Source organism: Microcoleus sp. (assembly GCF_049646505.1).
Lineage (GTDB): Bacteria > Cyanobacteriota > Cyanobacteriia > Cyanobacteriales > Microcoleaceae > Microcoleus.
The window spans coordinates 1-16499 of the sequence record NZ_JBARVX010000170.1; the positions used below are offsets into that span (position 1 = coordinate 1).

Genomic DNA, 16499 nt, shown 5'->3' on the forward strand with positions numbered 1-16499 from the left:
GGTTGCACTCCTCATGATGTTAACTGTTAACAGTCAACAGTTAACAGTCAACAGTCAACAGTCAACAGTCAACAGTCAACAGTCAACAGTGAATTTACTATTCCGATGAAGAGAGGATTTGATATGAGAAGGTAAAATAGCGCGACGAATCTTAGTAGTAAACGGTGCAATAATAGTATGAGGACTTACTGCATTCGCACGGTCAATCTGTAAGATGACAACAGGTCTTATGCCAGCTTGCTCTGTACCAACTACCGGATTCAAATCGCACAAGATGACATCTCCTCTGGTATAAGTTACATTTACTGATGAAGCCCCTACCATTGAATTTCTCCTCGTGCTAACTTTTCTTCGTAGGCTTCTAAATTCTTTAAATAGTCAGAAAATTCTGATTCAGTTAGCTGTGGCAATTCACTGTTATATTTGAGGAGCAAAAAGTCTATGAAATCATTCACTTCTTGAACAAGTGACTCTGGCAGTTGGCTAATTTTAGCCGAAGTTAGATCGTAAATTGTCATATTTTTACTCTATTTATTCGATTGTTCTCCATTTTAGCATCAGAAGATAGCGATCGCCCCGCAGCTTCTCCTCTCGGACGATCGCATTTATAGCATCAACCAACCGCAAACTCCGTAAATTTCCGTTTAGAGGGATTGTGAAACCCTAAAACAATATCGCTCTTAGGAATTCCTGCTGCTAGTAAATCATCAACTACACACAAATCTGTCCAATCTTCTTCAACCCAAATCTTGCCATCTTTAATACGAAGATACATCGTAATGTGGCATATCCGTTTTTTTTCCTCCCAACCAGAGCGAAACCACAGATATTGATCTCGTTTTTCGTCAAATGCAAGGCGGCTGTCTGTCTCTAATTCATCTAGCGCCATCCCTCCTTTGACGCTGAGTTCATAATATTCAGTCAATATTTTTTCAACCGTACTCCGATAGTATTTTAGTCGATCCATTGCAGAATTTCCTCCTTTTCCATTTCAACAACCATTAATGACAGCTTATTTTCATTAGTAATTAATTGTATAGACTTGCGTTGAAAAAAGTTTGTGTAGACAACATCGTCAATTGCCAAATAGAGCTTGTATTCGGGCTCTGTGAGTTGAATGAGATTTCTGTAGACGATATATTGACCGAGTGCACCGTGAAAATCATACAAAGCGCGATCGCCCAACAAAGCTCTTAATTTCAACAACTATCTTTTGTCCCTGACGTTGTGCTGCGATCGGCTTTTCTGCTGCTAAATCAGCATATAACTCGGCATCCTCATATTTAATAAAGTATGGATCGGCCGTAATTGTCCAACCGTCTTTCAGTAAGGCATTTTTAACTTCGTTGTGGTAGATATCTTTAGCTGGCATAAATTAACTTTAGTTTTCAGCTACTTAAATTATAGTCAGGCTGACGAGCATATTCCCAAACTTGGCGATCGAGTACAGTAGGTAAATTCCATCCTAATAATATCCCAATTCACTGTAACTCAATCCCCCCCACAGCCATTACTCCCATCCGTTATATCCGTTACAGAATCCGTTGTCGAACTTCCTTCTGCCATATCTTTTCGCCGATCGCCCTCCACCGTGCAATAATAAAATGACTTGCACCCAAACTCTATCACTAGGGTAAACACTCACAAATTTACCGCTACATATAGCGTCTCAACTGTCAAGCCGTGCAAGTTTCAAAATCAAACCGGCTGTTGCACTACACAAATTTTTCCTAATGGCTGAAGTCCCCCAATCTCCCGCAGAACTTGCCGAAGCCCTCAGAGGCTTGACCGATATCAATTTCCAATTACCAGATCCCGAAGACGAACAAATACCTGACTTTGATTTTGAAAATCAGGTTGACAACGCCTGGAAAGTGTGCGATCGCTTCGACCTGCAAACCGACATCTGGCGCGGGCGAATTCTCCGAACAGTTAGAGACAGAGAAAAAAAAGGCGGCGACGGACGCGGCACCGGCTTTTTGAACTGGCTCAAAGAACGAGAAATTGGCAAAAGTCAAGCCTATTCTTTGATAGAACTGGCCAAGAGTGCCGATACTCTAATCGAGCAAGGAGATTTAGACCCAGATTCCATTAGAAACTTCAGCAAAAGAGCCTTTGTAGAAACCGCCAAAGCATCGCCAGAAGTACAGCAAATGGTAACAGATGCAGCATCAAAGGGCGATCGTATCACCCGTCGCGAAGTCAAACAGCTATCCGACGAATGGATGGCCATGAACTCAGAATTATTGCCAGAAGAAGTCAAAGAAAAAGCATCTAGCGGTTCTCTTCCTTCCCGCTACCTCGCTCCTTTAGTCAAAGAAATGGAGAAACTCTCCCCATCTCACCAAACCGAAATTCAAAAAGAAGTAGCAGAAAATCCCGACGTAGATACAGTAAAACAACTCACTTCCGATGCCAAAAACTTATCAAAATATCTCGACGCAGCCGCCCAAGTACAAGCTCTCAACCAGTCTCATTTAGACATGGAAATGGCCCTAGAAGAATCTTTGCGAGTTGGATGTTTGGGAACTACAGCCGACGTAGTAAAACAAGCAGCACAGCTAGAACAAACAGTAGTCAAGCTCTATACAATTTGGAAGCGTTTAGGCAGTTTAGCGGATAGATTGTACGTGGATACAGGAGCAAGCACACCCAACTTGCGGTTGCTTTTGGGATGCTTGGACAGTCTTTCGGGAGAAAAGATTGAGGTGGATTTCGGAGACGGAGAACGCTCTATTCGCTTGCAAATCTTCAGCGAATAGCTCAACCTCGACCGCAGGTAAACGCCAACATCCAGGCGGATTATCTGCGTCGATCCCTGTTCGTCAGCGGTGAAAATTTCTGATTTTTTTCCAAAGATAGCGGGGATTTAAATAACGCCGATATTTGGTAACTACTTCTTTCCCCAACAGCACCACGCTAATCCAAAAACAAATTTCTGCCCCGACAGCCAGAACAATATCAATTGTAGTTTTTTCGGCGAGGCTCAGCGGCAGAAACGGCACAATAAATAAGATTGCCAGCCAGGGTAAAAAAGATACAATAAATAAAAAAAGGCCCAGCTTTTGCACGTTCTTCATTGATTTTCTTTATTGGATAATTTGAGTTCGATCGCACTCTGGGCCATAAATGAGATTATACGGAAAATCTCGAATAGTTCGGGCGATCGTCAATCCAGAGGCGAGAAACCCAGTTTTTACCAAAAAAGCTTGTGTTTAGTAACGAGAAATCTACGAAAAAACCGCCTTTGAGAAATGTCAACAGCACAATTCGCCCAGCCCAAACTTAATTCTTAACTCCCGTCGCCGCAATCCCGCGAATAAACTGCCGCTGACCGATCAAAAATAGCAACACCACCGGCACAGTCCCAATTACTACCGCCGCCATCAACAACTGCCAACTGCTAGTAAACTGTTCCTGAAACTCGGCCAAAACCAACTGCACAGTCCGCAATTCCGGCCGCGTCGTAAACACCAACGGCTTAAACAAATCGTTCCACTCCCCGATAAACGCAAACAAAAACAGCGTCACCAAAGCAGGGCGGGCAATTGGCAGCATCACCTGCCACAACACCTGCCAGCGGTTAGCCCCATCCAGCATTGCCGCTTCTTCCAATTCCACCGGAATTGTCATAAAATACTGGCGCAGCAGAAAAATCCCGAAACCGTTAGCAGCAGTCGGCAAAATCAGCGCGCCGTAGGTATTCAGCAGGTGCCCCCACTTCAAAACCATGAAAATGGGAATTACCAAAAGCTGAAACGGAATCACCAGCGTTGCCAAAACCACCAAAACTAGAGCCTGCCGCCCCCGAAACTTCAGTCTGGCCAAAGCATAACCGGCTAAAGCAGAAGTCACTACCTGAAAACCTGTCACTGCGATCGCCACTAGAGTAGAATTAACAAATGCCAACAAAAAATTTCCCCGCTGCCAAGCCTCCTGATAGTTCGCCAAAGTCAAGCCTGCGGCCTTGACACCGACACCAGATGGTGACAGCGAAACCAAAAAAACAGCAGCCAGCGGCAGCAGCACCAGCGCAGCCCCCGCCAGCAACAAAATAAAATTCAGCACTTCCAGCGCTTGAGACCAGCCCAACGATTTACCCATAAACTTGTGAATTAACCTAAAATAATAAGCTTGTGAGGCTCTCTAAACCAGATCGCCTCCATGATTCCCACACAATCGTAAATTTTTAGTCGAAAATAGGTAAAGTGTAGTGCAACGCGACCCCAAAATTTTAAGGGGTTTCCAAACATCCTACAAGGTTATATAAGGAGAAAACGTATCTATGCCCCAGCTTGAGGCCAGCCCAACAATAGACTTTCAAACCGAAACTTACAAAGACGCTTACAGCCGTATCAACGCCATTGTGATTGAAGGCGAACAAGAAGCTCACGACAATTACCTGACACTGGCCGAACTGTTGGCTGACAAAAAAAGCGAGTTGGTTGGCTTGTCCAAGATGGAGAACCGCCACATGAAAGGCTTCCAAGCTTGCGGCCGGAATCTCAAGGTCACGCCCGACATGGCATTTGCCAAGCAATTCTTTTCTGATTTGCACAGAAACTTCCAGACAGCAGCGGCTGAGGGTCAGATTGTAACTTGCTTGCTGATTCAATCCCTAATTATCGAGTGTTTTGCGATCGCAGCCTACAATATCTACATCCCCGTCGCCGATGACTTTGCCCGCAAAATCACCGAAGGCGTCGTCAAAGAAGAATACAGCCACCTCAACTTTGGGGAAGTCTGGCTGCAAGCTCACTTCGAGGAATCCAAAACCGAACTCGAAGCCGCCAACCGTCAAAACCTGCCCATCATCTGGAGACTGCTAAACACTGTCGCAGACGATGCCCGCGTCTTGGGAATGGAAAAAGACGCTTTAATCGAAGACTTTATGATTGCCTACGGCGAAGCTTTAGGCAACATTGGTTTTAACAGCCGCGACATCATGCGGATGTCAGCACAAGGTCTGGCTGGCTAGTTCATTGGGAAATAAGGAATGAGATACAAATTAAAAAATAAAACCTTTTAATTTTCCCTGATTCCTACTTCAAAAGGCTTCGCAGCCCGCTCAATTTGGAAAGAAGGAATTAGATAAAAATTAAAAAACTTTATTTTTTGATTTTTCCTTCTTCCTTCTTCCTTCTTCCTTCTTCCTTCTTCCTTCATTTGACAACTTAATGTTTGGTCTAATCGGTCACTTAACCAGCTTAGAACACGCCCAATCAGTAGCTAACGAGCTGGGCTATCCAGAATATGCCGATCGAGGTCTCGATTTTTGGTGCAGCGCACCGCCCCAAATAGTTGACAATATAACTGTCACTAGCATTACCGGGCAAAAAATAGAAGGCCGCTATGTGGAGTCCTGTTTTCTGCCGGAAATGTTAGCCACGCGCCGGATTAAAGCAGCCACTCGCAAAATCCTGAACGCAATGGCGCACGCTCAAAAAAACGGGATTAATATCACTGCTTTAGGCGGCTTTTCTTCGATCATTTTTGAGACTTTCAACTTGCAGCAAATTAAGCAAATTCGCAATCTCAAGTTGGAGTTTGAACGGTTCACCACTGGTAACACTCACACGGCTTACATTCTCTGCCGCCAAGTAGAAGAAGCAGCCCCTAAATTGGGGATTGAACTATCCAAAGCCACGGTAGCGGTTTGTGGTGCTACAGGCGATATTGGCAGTGCTGTGTGTCGCTGGCTCAATGTTAAAACAAATGTGGCAGAATTGTTGCTAATTGCCCGCGACAAACAACGATTGCAAGATTTGCAATCGGAATTGGGGCGAGGGAAAATCATGAATATGGAAGAAGCCCTGCCCCTAGCGGATATCGTAGTCTGGGTCGCCAGTATGCCAAAGGGAGTAGAAATTGACCCCAAGACATTGAAGCAACCTTGTTTATTGATTGACGGCGGCTATCCGAAAAATCTGGCAACTCAGGTGAAGCATCCCGAAGTTTACGTGCTCAATGGCGGGATTGTGGAGCATTCCCTCGATATTGAGTGGAAAATTATGAAGATTGTCAATATGGATGTGCCGGGCCGACAGTTGTTTGCCTGTTTTGCCGAATCCATGCTGCTGGAATTTGAAAAATTGTATACCAATTTTTCTTGGGGACGGAATCAAATTACTGTGGAAAAGATGGAGCAAATCGGCGAGATTTCCGTCAAACACGGTTTTCGACCTTTGATGATGTCATTTTGATGTGATTTTTTGCGGTTATTGGTTATTGAGGAAAGTTTTTCTGATAATAACCAGTAATTTTTTTGAGAAAGCTATAGCGTTTCTCATTAACGCAGACAATCTTCTGCGATCGGGCGATCGGGCATGGGCCGCTCGATCGCTTCTGCGTACTTTACAATGCTTGAGAACCGCTATAACTGTTAACAGTTAACACGAGGTTCGATCGCGCGATCGGACTAAAAGTTGTTTGCAGTCAGGACAAAGAGTCCAAATTTGTCAAAAAACTGTTAATTAACAACTTATTAGTCATTTCCTAAACAGCCTGTAATCGAACCGGGAAACCGAGCATTATGGGAGATGTTTAATAGATATATCGCCTCGGAAGTTCTCCCCGCAGTTTTTGAGAGTCATGACTTCGATAATATTTTTGCTCAGTTCGTCTGGAATGTCCAAAGCTTCGGACAGTTCAAGCAAAAAATCCTGTTCGGCGGCCGTGAAAATTCCATCTACCAAAACCAAATCCGCAGCAATAGCAAAAGCTGTTTCTCGAAGCTGAGGAGTCAAGGCATTTTTAGCAGCAGCAAATACCTCAGCCGGAGTGTACTGGCGGCTCAATTTCAAGACTTTCTTAAAAAGTTCTTGGAAGTGTTGGCCTGAATAAGACCTGAACAAGCGAATGTGATTGGCGGCGAGAGTTTGTCTTTCTTCTTCTGAGATTTTACCGTCGGCTGCAACAGCTAATACAGACAGGGCTGTTAAAGCTTCCGAAGCGGTGAGTTCGATCGCACTTGTGTCGCTTTTTGTGCTTTGAAACAATTCAACAGGATTTCGTTTTTTGTCGCTGTGGGGGGGCATAGGAGTGCGGGGAGCTGCGCGGGCAAAACTTTGGGAACTAGCAAAAATAGTTTAGCAAAAAACGAGGCAGGAGGCTGTGGTTTTCAAATCTTGTTACCAAGCAAAGCACAATTCAAAATTCAAAACTTCCCCGAAACCCTCTTTTTCAGCAACACCTGACAGGGTAGGATCGTCCAAGTGCCGATCGGCCAAACCTTAAAACCCTATAGAAATTATCAGCGTGATCAACCCAGACCGCAAACCACTACTCCTAGATTTTGAAAAGCCGCTGGCCGAACTCGAAGCCCGAATTCACCAGATTCGGCAACTCGCCGAAGAAAACAGCGTCGATGTCACCGACGAAATTCGCAAACTCGAAGCTCGTTCCACCCAACTGCGGCAAGAAATTTTCAGCAGCTTGTCCCCCATGCAGCGGCTGCAACTGGCCCGCCACCCGCGCCGCCCCAGCACCCTCGATTACATTCAGGCAATTAGCGACGAGTGGATCGAGCTGCACGGCGACCGGCGCGGCGGAGACGACCCGGCCCTCATCGGCGGAATTGCCCGCATAGACGGGCGTCCTACAGTCATCATCGGCCATCAAAAAGGGCGCGACACCAAAGACAATATCGCCCGCAACTTCGGCATGGCAGCGCCTGGAGGCTACCGCAAAGCCCTGCGGTTGATGGAACACGCCGATCGCTTCTCCATGCCAATTTTCACCTTTATCGACACTCCCGGAGCTTGGGCGGGCTTAGAAGCCGAACAGCTCGGACAAGGAGAGGCAATCGCCTGCAACCTCCGAGAAATGTTTCGCCTCGAAGTGCCGATTATTTGTACCGTCATCGGCGAAGGAGGTTCCGGCGGCGCATTAGGTATCGGTGTCGGCGAGAGGCTGTTGATGATGGAACATTCTGTTTATACCGTGGCCACCCCCGAAGCTTGCGCCGCCATCCTCTGGAAAGACTCTGGCAAAGCCAACTTAGCAGCAGAAGCCCTCAAAATTACTTCCTGGGATTTGAAAAACCTCGGCGTTCTCGATCAGATAGTACCCGAGCCTGTCGGCGGCGCTCACTCGAATCCCTTGAAAGCTGCCTCCGCGCTCAAACAAGCTTTGTTGGAAAACTTAGCAGAACTGACACAGCTTACCGGCCAGCAGCGGCGCGAACTCAGGTATCAAAAGTTTCGCGACATCGGTGTATTCAATGAAATTGCTGCTTGAGCCGATCGATTCAGATGTATTGCACAGAACTTGAATAATTTTTGTGGAGCAGGCTCGGTGGCGGGCTTGCTGGCTTTTTAGGATTCGTTTATGAATGTCTATTAGTTGATGAGTTTAAAAAATCTCTTAACTTCCAGCGAGTAACTCAAAACTGACTATTCTGCAAATCTGTCAGCAGTGTTATAATTTTTCAGGTGACACCGGCTTAACAGTTCTTAATGTCGATCTCATAATTAACTGTTATCACCCGCAGCCGACAGTTGTGTAATTTGCCACAGAAGGCTGTAACGCTCGATCGAGAGTTGCCGAGGGAAAGTATCAGGAAATTCAATGAACGATCGAACAACAAAGCAGGCTCTGATTACCGGAGCCAGCAGCGGTATTGGCAAAGCGACGGCCCTGGCCTTCGCCGCTGAAGGCATCAATCTGGCCTTAGTTAGCCGAAAGTCAGAAAACTTAGAAGCCGTCGCAGCAGCAGCTCGAAAAGTCGGAGTGAAAGCAGAAGCTTATCCCTTAGACTTGGCAAAAATTGAACAAGTGCAAAGCGGCATCAGCGCGATCGCATCTCAATTCGGGCCCGTAGATATCCTGGTCAACAGCGCTGGCATGGGCTACACCGGCTCCTTGACAGAAACCTCCCTAGCCCAGTGGCAGAGCGTTCTCGACCTCAATCTGACTAGCGTTTGGCAGTGCATTCTCGGAGTTTTGCCGTCCATGCGCGATCGCGGATCGGGAATCATCATCAACGTTTCCTCGATCGCCGGCAGCCAAGTCTTCCCCAACTGGGGGCCCTACTGCGTCAGCAAATTCGGTCTCATGGCTTTGTCCAAGACTTTAGCAGCCGAAGAACGAGCGCGGGGAATTCGCGTCACAGCCATCTGTCCGGGTTCTGTCAACACTCCCATGTGGGACACAAACACCGTGCAAGCCGACTTCGACCGCACTGCCATGTTAACCCCAGAAATCGTCGCCCAATCAATTCTGCACGCAGTTCAGTTGCCGGCAAGTGCAGTAATCGAAGAAATCACCCTCATGTCCAACGCAGGAGTTTTGTGAACTTGAGATTTTAGACTGCTGGATTTTTTGGAAATTCAACAACCTTTGAATCGATACCTTGATTCCAATCGAAAATCGATACCTTGATTCCAATCGAAAATCGAAAATCGAAAATCGATAGCTTGATTCCAATCGAAAATCGAAAATCGAAAATCGAAAATAGCTCGACCCTCACACAAAATTATTATGACAACTGCATCGAACAACGGTTCAAATACCTCGAACTCAATCTTGACTGACAGCATGAAACCTTCAGAAACCGCAGACAACAACGCCTCGCGCATCAGCACTAGACCCGATCGCAATTCTTCCAACGGTCAAGAATCCAACATACCCGTACCCTCAGAAGTAGGTATGGATGAAATGATGGAGTCCGTTCGGACGATGCTGCTGGGAATAGGAGAAGACCCCGAACGCGAAGGATTGCTCAAAACCCCCAAACGGGTAGCAGAAGCAATGCGGTTTCTCACCAGCGGCTACAGCCAATCCCTCGAAGAGCTCCTCAACGGCGCTATCTTTGACGAAGGTCACAACGAAATGGTACTGGTGCGAGACATCAGCGCCTTCAGTATGTGCGAACACCATATGCTGCCATTTATGGGTCGAGTTCACGTCGCCTACATTCCGAATCAAAAAGTAGTGGGACTGAGCAAATTAGCCAGAATTGTCGAGATGTACAGCCGCCGGTTGCAGGTGCAAGAACGTTTGACGCGCCAAATTGCCGAAGCAGTTCAGACAATATTGGAACCGCAGGGAGTCGCTGTAGTAATGGAAGCCAGCCATATGTGCATGACAATGCGTGGCGTACAAAAACCCGGTGCGTGGACGGTGACGAGTGCCATGTTGGGCGTGTTTCAAGACGAACAAAAAACTCGCGAAGAATTCTTGAATTTGATCCGCCACCAACCAGCATTCTTTTAGTCATTAGTCATTAGTCATTAGTCATTAGTCATTAGTCATTAGTCATTAGTCATTAGTCATTAGTCATTAGTCATTAGTCATTAGTCATTAGTCATTGGTCATCAGTCATTAGTCATTAGTCATTAGTCATTAGTCAATCACTTTTTTCCTGGTGGCTGTAATCAAACATGGGGCCCAGAAACCGGGTTTTTTTACGATATACTTCGTTACGCACCGTAAATTGGGTAAAAAACCCGGTTTCTTTGTCGGAGTGCGTCCAGGACCGATCTAAAATCTCAAATCAGATGACGATCGCCCGTTCTGCCAATAAAATAGACGAGTGACCTATGGCTTTTGACTAAATGAATCCTATTAAATTCGGAACCGATGGCTGGCGCGGCATTATAGCCGACGATTTTACCTTCGACCGCGTAGCATTAGTAGCTCCCCTAGCAGCACAAGTTCTCGCACAAACCAGTGGCAATAATGCCAGCAGCGGTACCGTAATTGTCGGTTACGACCGCCGGTTTTTGGCTGAAGAATTTGCCCAAAACGCGGCTGAGGCAGTCCAAAACGCCGGATTTGACGTGCTGCTGAGCGAATCCTACGCCCCCACTCCGGCTTTCAGTTTAGCAGCCAAACAATTAAATGCTTTAGGTGCGATCGTCCTGACAGCCAGCCACAATCCCGGATCGTATTTAGGGTTAAAAGTCAAGGGCGGATTTGGAGGTTCAGTTTCGCCGGAAGTGACGCAACAGATAGAAGCAAAACTCGAAACTCCGGCCGCACTTTCAGCAACTCCCGGAAAATTGGAAAATTTCAATCCCTGGCCAGCTTACTGCAAAACCTTGCGGGAAATGGTGGATATTGAGGCGATTAAAGATGCGATCGCCTCTAACAAAATTACAGTATTTGTAGATGCCATGCACGGTGCGGCCGCCGGAGGACTGGCACAAATTTTAGAAGAAACAGTGCAGGAAGTCAACAGCGATCGAGATCCGCTGTTTGGCGGGGGTGCGCCAGAACCATTACCGCGCTACCTGTCGCAGTTATTTCGGGTGATGCGTACCCACGGGCGAAAAAGCTCTGGTTTGTCGGTCGGATTTGTATTTGACGGAGATAGCGATCGAATTGCAGCCGTTGACTCTAGCGGCAACTTTCTCAGTTCGCAAATCCTAGTTCCCATATTAATCGAACATCTAGCTTCGCGGCGCGGGTTAACCGGAGAAGTCATCAAAACCGTCAGCGGTTCCGACATCATTCCCAAAATTGCCGAACTTTACGGCTTACCATTATTTGAAACGCCGATCGGTTACAAGTATATAGCCGATCGAATGCTGAGCACCCAAGTCCTAGTCGGCGGCGAAGAATCAGGAGGAATCGGCTACGGAACCCACATACCCGAAAGAGACGCTTTGCTGTCAGCCCTGTACTTATTAGAAGCAGTCGTCAAATCCGGGGAAGACTTAAGCGAAATTTACACCAGACTGCAAACAGAAACTAAATTTACTTCAGCTTACGACAGAATCGACCTGCACCTAGCAAACATGGAAGAAAGAGCGCGCTTGCTGGATTTGCTGCAAAACCAACCATTAACAGAAATCGCCGGCAAAACAGTAGTAGAATGCAACAAAGTAGACGGATACAAATTCCGCTTAGCCGACGGAAGCTGGCTGTTAATTCGGTTTAGCGGCACAGAACCGGTATTGCGGTTGTATTCAGAAGCAGCCACATTGAAAGAAGTGATGCAAAACTTAAACTGGGCGAAGAATTGGGCGCAGAATTAATCGGATGAAAGCAACCGCAGATGAACGCAAATAAACGCCGATAGATTGATATTAAACCTCTCCTTCTCTGCGTTCTCTGCGGCCTCTGCGGTAAAAAACAAAAATCACAAAATTGGGAACTCTCTTCTTCTCTCTTCCTTCGCGTCTTCGCGGTTCGTAAAAAATCCATGATGAACGCAAATGAACGCGAATAGATTGATATTAAACCTCTCCTTCTCTGCGTTCTCTGCGGTCTCTGCGGTAAAAAATAAAAATCACAAAATTGGAAACTCTCTTCTCTCTTCCTTCGCGTCTTCGCGGTTCGTAAAAAATCCATCCGTAAATTTCAACAAAAATAATGACTAATAATAAATTGCTAGTTGTCGCTACCGGCAATCCGGGTAAACTCAAGGAAATGCAAGCTTATCTTCAGGATTTGGGATGGGAATTGCAACTAAAGCCGGAAGAATTGGAAATTGAGGAAACTGGGGAAACATTTATTGCTAATGCTTGTTTGAAAGCTTCTGAAATAGCCAAAGCTACAGGTGAATGGTCGATCGCCGATGATTCTGGTTTAATGGTGGATGCACTCGACGGTAAACCTGGGATTTATTCGGCGCGCTACGGTTCAAGCGACGCTGACAGGATATCTCGGCTTCTCAAAGAATTGGGAAACGAAGCAAACCGGGAAGCACAATTTGTTTGCGCGATCGCGATCGCCCGTCCCGACGGTACAATTGCCCTGCAAGTAGAAGGAATTTGTCCAGGTGAAATCCTGCACAGTCCTCGCGGTACGGGAGGTTTCGGGTATGACCCCATTTTCTACGTACCCGCACAGCAGCAGACTTTTGCCGAAATGACACCGGATATCAAGCGATCGCACTCCCACCGCGGCAAAGCATTCGAGGCTCTAATACCACAAATGGAGTCATTAGTCATTAGTTATTAGTCATTAGTTATTGGTTATTTGTGATTAGTACCAATTATCCAATGCCCAATGCTATAATGCCCAATGCCCAATGCCCAATGCCCTGTTTGCCCCATTCCCCAGTATCTTAGATTGCCTCCAGGTTCTTTTCTCCAGTCCGAATTCGGATAATTTGTTCTACCGGAGAGATGAAAATCTTGCCGTCGCCAATCTCGCCCGTGCGAGCAGCAGCGATAATTTTATCAACCACCATATCAACCTGATCGTTTTCCACAACAATCTCCACCTTGAGCTTTTGCAAGAACTCAACGGTGTACTCAGAACCGCGATAGCGTTCAGTCATGCCCTTTTGACGGCCAAAACCTCTAACTTCAGAAACAGTCATCCCCACAATCCCAGCATTGACGAGCGCGATTTTCACTTCGTCTAGTTTAAAGGGGCGAATAATAGCTTCAACCTTTTTCAAATTTTTCACTCCTAACACTTACTACCTTCGCTATATTACTTAACTGGCGCGACATCTTTTAATATCACTGCCAACACCAAGTATTTTGTAAAATATACTACCGTATGTTGTACTCGCGATGAAATGCCCGCCAACATTTAAGAATATTACCGGATTTTCCGGCGCGGGGAGTGGCTCGAACAGATCGCGGTAGAGCAAAAAACAGCGCAGCCATCCCCCGCCGATCTGCTAAAACAGAAAAAGAACCCAGGAGACAGGACTTTTCCGAGTTTCCAGTTTGTTGTCTCAAATTTGCAGCTATTGCTGAAAACTATAATTGCTACAAGCGGTCAGTTAAACTATTCCTATGCACCCAGCCAGCCCTCCCCCTGACCGCAGCGGGCTTGATGCCCTACTGAGAAATCGCCCCTTCCTCGCCTTGTGGACGGGCCAGTTGTTGGCCCAAGTGGCGGATAAAATCTTTTATGTATTGCTGATTATTCTGCTGAAAACGGGCGACTACCGACCCTGGCCTGTTTATTGGCAGTATTCGGAAAATTCAATGCTGTCAGCGGTGATGATCGCCTACACGCTGCCGGCGATCGTCTTTGGTTCCGTGGCCGGTATCGCGGTAGACCGTTTTTCCAAAAAGCAAATGCTGATTGGCTGCAACGCGATCCGAGCCGTGTCGATCGCAGCTTTGCCGTTTTTGCCCAAAACTTTTGCTGTATTGTTGGCGATTACGTTTTTGGTCTCTACTGTAACGCAATTTTTTGCTCCAGCAGAGGCCGCAGCAATCCCCCTGGCCGTGGGGCGAGAGGGACTGATGTCGGCAAATGCTCTGTTCGCCTCGTCCACAATGGGCGGAATTATTGTCGGGATGACGATCGGCGAACCGCTGTTTAGTTGGGTCAAACACAGCTTCGGGCCAGCTTATCAAGAGTTTTTGCTGGCCGGATTGTACCTGATATCTGCGGGTTTGATCTATGCCATGCACATCAAAGAAAATCATGGCGGCGGCAGCAGCAAACACGTGCATCCTTGGCAAGACTTTAAGGAAGGTTTGCGCTATTTGAAGCAGAACCGCTTGATTAGCAACGCAATGGTGCAGTTGACGATTTTGTATTCGGTGTTTGCGGCGCTGCAAGTGCTGGCGATCGCACTTTCGGGCAAAATTGGTCTCAAAGAAACTCAATTCGGCTTTTTGCTGGCTGCGGCTGGTGTCGGAATGGTCTTCGGCGCGGCTTTTTTGGGTCACTGGGGCGATCGAATGCAGCAGAAACCTTTGCCCTTACTTGGTTTTTTGATGATGGGTTTTGTGTTGGCAATGTTTGCCTTTACCAGAGTGTTGTGGCTGGGATTTACTTTGAGTGCTCTGTTCGGTTTTGGCGCTTCTTTAATTAACGGCCCGATGCAAGCTTTGATTCAAGAGAAAACTCCTGAATCTATGCGCGGAAAAGTTTTTGGCTTTGAAAACAATGCGATTAACATTGCCCTCAGCTTGCCTTTAGCAGTAACAGGCCCGCTGACGGATGCTGTCAGCAAAGTCGTGGGTTCCGATGACCTCGGTTTGCGGATCGTACTCCTGAGTTTGGGCCTGTTGGTCTCGGTGATGGGCATGGCAGCTTGGCGGCATACCCGCAAAGTCTTGCAGGATGTTATCTAAAATTGGGGGAAAATTCGGATGTCTGTCTTTGGGCGATCGATCTGGCTGCATAGCAAACGCCCTGATGGTGAGAGAGTTTTTAATTGCAGAAATGATGTTTTTTCTGGTCGAATGCTGCATCAAGAATGCTATGCCAGCGTTAGAACCCGGTAGACTGGTATAAAGACCGCAATTTTCTCTGTTTCTTTGCTTTCTCTGCTGTTCCACAATTTTGCGATCGGGCGATCGCACGTCGATCGCGAAACTTTTTGTAAAATATCAGCAGTTAAATTCTCAGAGTTCGATACTTGAGATTAAAGTAGTATCAAAGCTTTCATTAAAATTCCATAGTCTAGTTGGAGGTAAAAAAATCAGTGCAATTAAAAACTAAAGTAGCCGTCAAGCGTGCAACGGGTGGATTTGCTTTAATCGACAGCTTGATCCGCCACGGTGTCAAGCATATTTTTGGCTATCCCGGCGGCGCAATTCTGCCGCTTTACGACGAACTATACCGGGCCGAAGAAACAGGGGCGATCGATCACATTCTGGTGCGCCACGAACAAGGTGCTGCCCACGCCGCCGACGGTTACGCCCGCGCTACCGGACAAGTTGGGGTTTGTTTCGCGACTTCCGGGCCAGGCGCAACTAACTTGGTGACGGGGATTGCGACGGCGCACATGGATTCTATCCCGATGGTAATTGTGACGGGTCAAGTTCCCCGTCCGGCGATCGGCACTGATGCGTTTCAGGAAACTGATATTTACGGGATTACCCTGCCCATTGTCAAGCATTCCTATGTAGTGCGCGACCCCAGAGACATGGCCCGAATTGTGGCTGAAGCTTTCCACATCGCGAGTACCGGGCGGCCGGGGCCGGTGTTGATTGACGTACCCAAGGATGTCGGTTTAGAAGAGTTTGAGTATCTGCCGGTGGAACCGGGCTCGGTGAGAATTCCGGGCTACCGTCCGACAGTGAAGGGAAATCCCCGGCAAATTAATCAAGCAATCCATTTGCTGAAAGCAGCGAAGCGTCCTTTGCTTTATGTGGGCGGCGGGGCGATCGCAGCAGCGGCCCACGAGGAAATTAAGGAACTCGCCGAGATGTTCCAATTACCTGTCACGACAACGCTGATGGGGAAAGGCGCTTTTGACGAAAAACATCCTTTGTCGGTGAAAATGCTGGGGATGCACGGCACTGCTTACGCTAATTTTGCCGTTACCGAGTGCGATTTGCTGGTGGCTGTCGGAGCTCGGTTTGACGATCGCGTCACGGGAAAACTAGACGAGTTTGCCGCCCGCGCGAAGGTGATTCACATCGATATCGATCCGGCGGAAGTAGGTAAAAATCGCGGCCCCGACGTGCCGATTGTCGGAGATGTCCGGCAAGTTTTGATTGATTTGCTGCGCCGCTGTCGGGAAACAGGTGTTTCGGGTACTCCCGGACAAACTGCGGAATGGCTGCACAGGATCGATCGCTGGAAAGAAGATTATCCGTTAGTTGTGCCTCACTACCCCGACATTT

The 16499-nt window shown here is 47.1% G+C and carries 21 protein-coding genes; 11 read left to right on the forward strand and 10 right to left on the reverse strand.

The window, feature by feature from the left end; all coding sequences use genetic code 11:
* Positions 1-75 precede the first annotated feature (75 nt).
* From WBA89_RS09120 to WBA89_RS09140, 5 genes are all read right to left on the reverse strand, one after another.
* Complete coding sequence (locus tag WBA89_RS09120; RefSeq protein ID WP_424405810.1) at positions 76-324, reverse strand: type II toxin-antitoxin system PemK/MazF family toxin; 249 nt, start codon at positions 322-324, stop codon at positions 76-78.
* Positions 318-518, reverse strand: a complete 201-nt coding sequence (locus WBA89_RS09125) for a DUF2281 domain-containing protein (protein ID WP_424405812.1) — start codon at positions 516-518, stop codon at positions 318-320. The genes WBA89_RS09120 and WBA89_RS09125 overlap by 7 nt, the downstream gene beginning before the upstream one ends.
* Before the next feature lie 95 nt (positions 519-613).
* Positions 614-967: a XisI protein gene (locus WBA89_RS09130; RefSeq protein ID WP_424405814.1), complete on the reverse strand. Its 354-nt coding sequence runs from the start codon at positions 965-967 to the stop codon at positions 614-616.
* Complete coding sequence (locus WBA89_RS09135) at positions 955-1206, reverse strand: element excision factor XisH family protein (RefSeq protein WP_424405816.1); 252 nt, start codon at positions 1204-1206, stop codon at positions 955-957. The genes WBA89_RS09130 and WBA89_RS09135 overlap by 13 nt, the downstream gene beginning before the upstream one ends.
* Entirely contained in the window at positions 1163-1372 is a 210-nt protein-coding gene (locus WBA89_RS09140) for an element excision factor XisH family protein (protein ID WP_424405818.1), read from the reverse strand. The genes WBA89_RS09135 and WBA89_RS09140 overlap by 44 nt, the downstream gene beginning before the upstream one ends.
* A 361-nt stretch (positions 1373-1733) precedes the next feature.
* On the opposite strand from WBA89_RS09140, the gene WBA89_RS09145 reads away from it, so the two are divergent.
* A complete protein-coding gene (locus tag WBA89_RS09145) occupies positions 1734-2762 on the forward strand; it encodes a hypothetical protein (protein ID WP_424405820.1) in 1029 nt (342 codons plus the stop codon).
* A 63-nt stretch (positions 2763-2825) separates the two neighbouring features.
* On the opposite strand, the gene WBA89_RS09150 is transcribed toward WBA89_RS09145, so the two are convergent.
* Together WBA89_RS09150 and WBA89_RS09155 are read right to left on the reverse strand one after the other, a co-directional pair.
* Entirely contained in the window at positions 2826-3080 is a 255-nt protein-coding gene (locus WBA89_RS09150) for a transporter suffix domain-containing protein (protein ID WP_424405822.1), read from the reverse strand.
* Between the two features lie 205 nt (positions 3081-3285).
* A complete protein-coding gene (locus WBA89_RS09155) occupies positions 3286-4104 on the reverse strand; it encodes a carbohydrate ABC transporter permease (RefSeq protein WP_424405824.1) in 819 nt (272 codons plus the stop codon).
* 181 nt (positions 4105-4285) lie between these two features.
* On the opposite strand from WBA89_RS09155, the gene WBA89_RS09160 reads away from it, so the two are divergent.
* Complete coding sequence (locus WBA89_RS09160) at positions 4286-4978, forward strand: aldehyde oxygenase (deformylating) (RefSeq protein ID WP_424405826.1); 693 nt, start codon at positions 4286-4288, stop codon at positions 4976-4978.
* A gap of 47 nt (positions 4979-5025) precedes the next feature.
* Here the strand turns inward: WBA89_RS09160 and WBA89_RS09165 are convergent, their stop codons facing one another.
* A complete protein-coding gene (locus WBA89_RS09165; RefSeq protein ID WP_424405828.1) occupies positions 5026-5166 on the reverse strand; it encodes a hypothetical protein in 141 nt (46 codons plus the stop codon).
* Positions 5167-5177: 11 nt separating this feature from the next.
* On the opposite strand from WBA89_RS09165, the gene WBA89_RS09170 reads away from it, so the two are divergent.
* Positions 5178-6203, forward strand: coding sequence for a long-chain acyl-[acyl-carrier-protein] reductase (locus tag WBA89_RS09170; protein WP_424405830.1), 1026 nt, complete (start codon positions 5178-5180; stop codon positions 6201-6203).
* Between the two features lie 327 nt (positions 6204-6530).
* Here WBA89_RS09170 and WBA89_RS09175 read toward each other — a convergent pair whose 3' ends face one another.
* Complete coding sequence (locus WBA89_RS09175; RefSeq protein ID WP_424405831.1) at positions 6531-7037, reverse strand: tellurite resistance TerB family protein; 507 nt, start codon at positions 7035-7037, stop codon at positions 6531-6533.
* Between the two features lie 220 nt (positions 7038-7257).
* On the opposite strand from WBA89_RS09175, the gene accA reads away from it, so the two are divergent.
* From accA to rdgB, 5 genes are all read left to right on the forward strand, one after another.
* Positions 7258-8238 carry an acetyl-CoA carboxylase carboxyl transferase subunit alpha gene (accA, locus tag WBA89_RS09180; protein ID WP_424405832.1) on the forward strand — a complete coding sequence of 327 codons (981 nt, stop codon included), beginning with the start codon at positions 7258-7260 and terminating at the stop codon, positions 8236-8238.
* A gap of 330 nt (positions 8239-8568) precedes the next feature.
* The gene (locus tag WBA89_RS09185) at positions 8569-9294 is read left to right on the forward strand and encodes an SDR family oxidoreductase (RefSeq protein ID WP_424405833.1); all 726 of its coding nucleotides are present in this window, start codon (positions 8569-8571) and stop codon (positions 9292-9294) included.
* Between the two features lie 186 nt (positions 9295-9480).
* Complete coding sequence (folE, locus tag WBA89_RS09190) at positions 9481-10215, forward strand: GTP cyclohydrolase I FolE (RefSeq protein WP_424405835.1); 735 nt, start codon at positions 9481-9483, stop codon at positions 10213-10215.
* A gap of 341 nt (positions 10216-10556) precedes the next feature.
* Entirely contained in the window at positions 10557-11981 is a 1425-nt protein-coding gene (locus tag WBA89_RS09195; RefSeq protein WP_424405837.1) for a phosphoglucomutase/phosphomannomutase family protein, read from the forward strand.
* Between the two features lie 337 nt (positions 11982-12318).
* On the forward strand, positions 12319-12909 hold the full coding sequence (rdgB, locus tag WBA89_RS09200; protein ID WP_424405839.1) for an RdgB/HAM1 family non-canonical purine NTP pyrophosphatase: 591 nt from the start codon (positions 12319-12321) through the stop codon (positions 12907-12909).
* A 106-nt stretch (positions 12910-13015) separates the two neighbouring features.
* Here rdgB and WBA89_RS09205 read toward each other — a convergent pair whose 3' ends face one another.
* Complete coding sequence (locus WBA89_RS09205) at positions 13016-13354, reverse strand: P-II family nitrogen regulator (protein WP_194060959.1); 339 nt, start codon at positions 13352-13354, stop codon at positions 13016-13018.
* Between the two features lie 346 nt (positions 13355-13700).
* On the opposite strand from WBA89_RS09205, the gene WBA89_RS09210 reads away from it, so the two are divergent.
* The 3 genes from WBA89_RS09210 to ilvB all read left to right on the forward strand — a co-directional run.
* Complete coding sequence (locus tag WBA89_RS09210) at positions 13701-14999, forward strand: MFS transporter (protein ID WP_424405841.1); 1299 nt, start codon at positions 13701-13703, stop codon at positions 14997-14999.
* Positions 14989-15162 carry a hypothetical protein gene (locus WBA89_RS09215; protein ID WP_424405843.1) on the forward strand — a complete coding sequence of 58 codons (174 nt, stop codon included), beginning with the start codon at positions 14989-14991 and terminating at the stop codon, positions 15160-15162. Before WBA89_RS09210 ends, WBA89_RS09215 begins: the two co-directional genes overlap by 11 nt.
* A gap of 190 nt (positions 15163-15352) precedes the next feature.
* On the forward strand, positions 15353-16499 hold a 1147-nt coding region (ilvB, locus tag WBA89_RS09220; protein ID WP_424405845.1), incomplete at its 3' end, for a biosynthetic-type acetolactate synthase large subunit.

Bases quoted from the DNA above. Each gene is read 5' to 3' on its own strand.
- WBA89_RS09120 (WP_424405810.1), bottom strand. From the start codon at position 324: ATGGTAGGGGCTTCATCAGTAAATGTAACTTATACCAGAGGAGATGTC.
- WBA89_RS09125 (WP_424405812.1), bottom strand. From the start codon at position 518: ATGACAATTTACGATCTAACTTCGGCTAAAATTAGCCAACTGCCAGAG.
- WBA89_RS09130 (WP_424405814.1), bottom strand. From the start codon at position 967: ATGGATCGACTAAAATACTATCGGAGTACGGTTGAAAAAATATTGACT.
- WBA89_RS09140 (WP_424405818.1), bottom strand. From the start codon at position 1,372: ATGCCAGCTAAAGATATCTACCACAACGAAGTTAAAAATGCCTTACTG.
- WBA89_RS09145 (WP_424405820.1), top strand. From the start codon at position 1,734: ATGGCTGAAGTCCCCCAATCTCCCGCAGAACTTGCCGAAGCCCTCAGA.
- WBA89_RS09150 (WP_424405822.1), bottom strand. From the start codon at position 3,080: ATGAAGAACGTGCAAAAGCTGGGCCTTTTTTTATTTATTGTATCTTTT.
- WBA89_RS09155 (WP_424405824.1), bottom strand. From the start codon at position 4,104: ATGGGTAAATCGTTGGGCTGGTCTCAAGCGCTGGAAGTGCTGAATTTT.
- WBA89_RS09160 (WP_424405826.1), top strand. From the start codon at position 4,286: ATGCCCCAGCTTGAGGCCAGCCCAACAATAGACTTTCAAACCGAAACT.
- WBA89_RS09165 (WP_424405828.1), bottom strand. From the start codon at position 5,166: ATGAAGGAAGAAGGAAGAAGGAAGAAGGAAGAAGGAAGAAGGAAAAAT.
- WBA89_RS09170 (WP_424405830.1), top strand. From the start codon at position 5,178: ATGTTTGGTCTAATCGGTCACTTAACCAGCTTAGAACACGCCCAATCA.
- WBA89_RS09175 (WP_424405831.1), bottom strand. From the start codon at position 7,037: ATGCCCCCCCACAGCGACAAAAAACGAAATCCTGTTGAATTGTTTCAA.
- WBA89_RS09185 (WP_424405833.1), top strand. From the start codon at position 8,569: ATGAACGATCGAACAACAAAGCAGGCTCTGATTACCGGAGCCAGCAGC.
- folE (WP_424405835.1), top strand. From the start codon at position 9,481: ATGACAACTGCATCGAACAACGGTTCAAATACCTCGAACTCAATCTTG.
- WBA89_RS09195 (WP_424405837.1), top strand. From the start codon at position 10,557: ATGAATCCTATTAAATTCGGAACCGATGGCTGGCGCGGCATTATAGCC.
- rdgB (WP_424405839.1), top strand. From the start codon at position 12,319: ATGACTAATAATAAATTGCTAGTTGTCGCTACCGGCAATCCGGGTAAA.
- WBA89_RS09210 (WP_424405841.1), top strand. From the start codon at position 13,701: ATGCACCCAGCCAGCCCTCCCCCTGACCGCAGCGGGCTTGATGCCCTA.
- WBA89_RS09215 (WP_424405843.1), top strand. From the start codon at position 14,989: ATGTTATCTAAAATTGGGGGAAAATTCGGATGTCTGTCTTTGGGCGAT.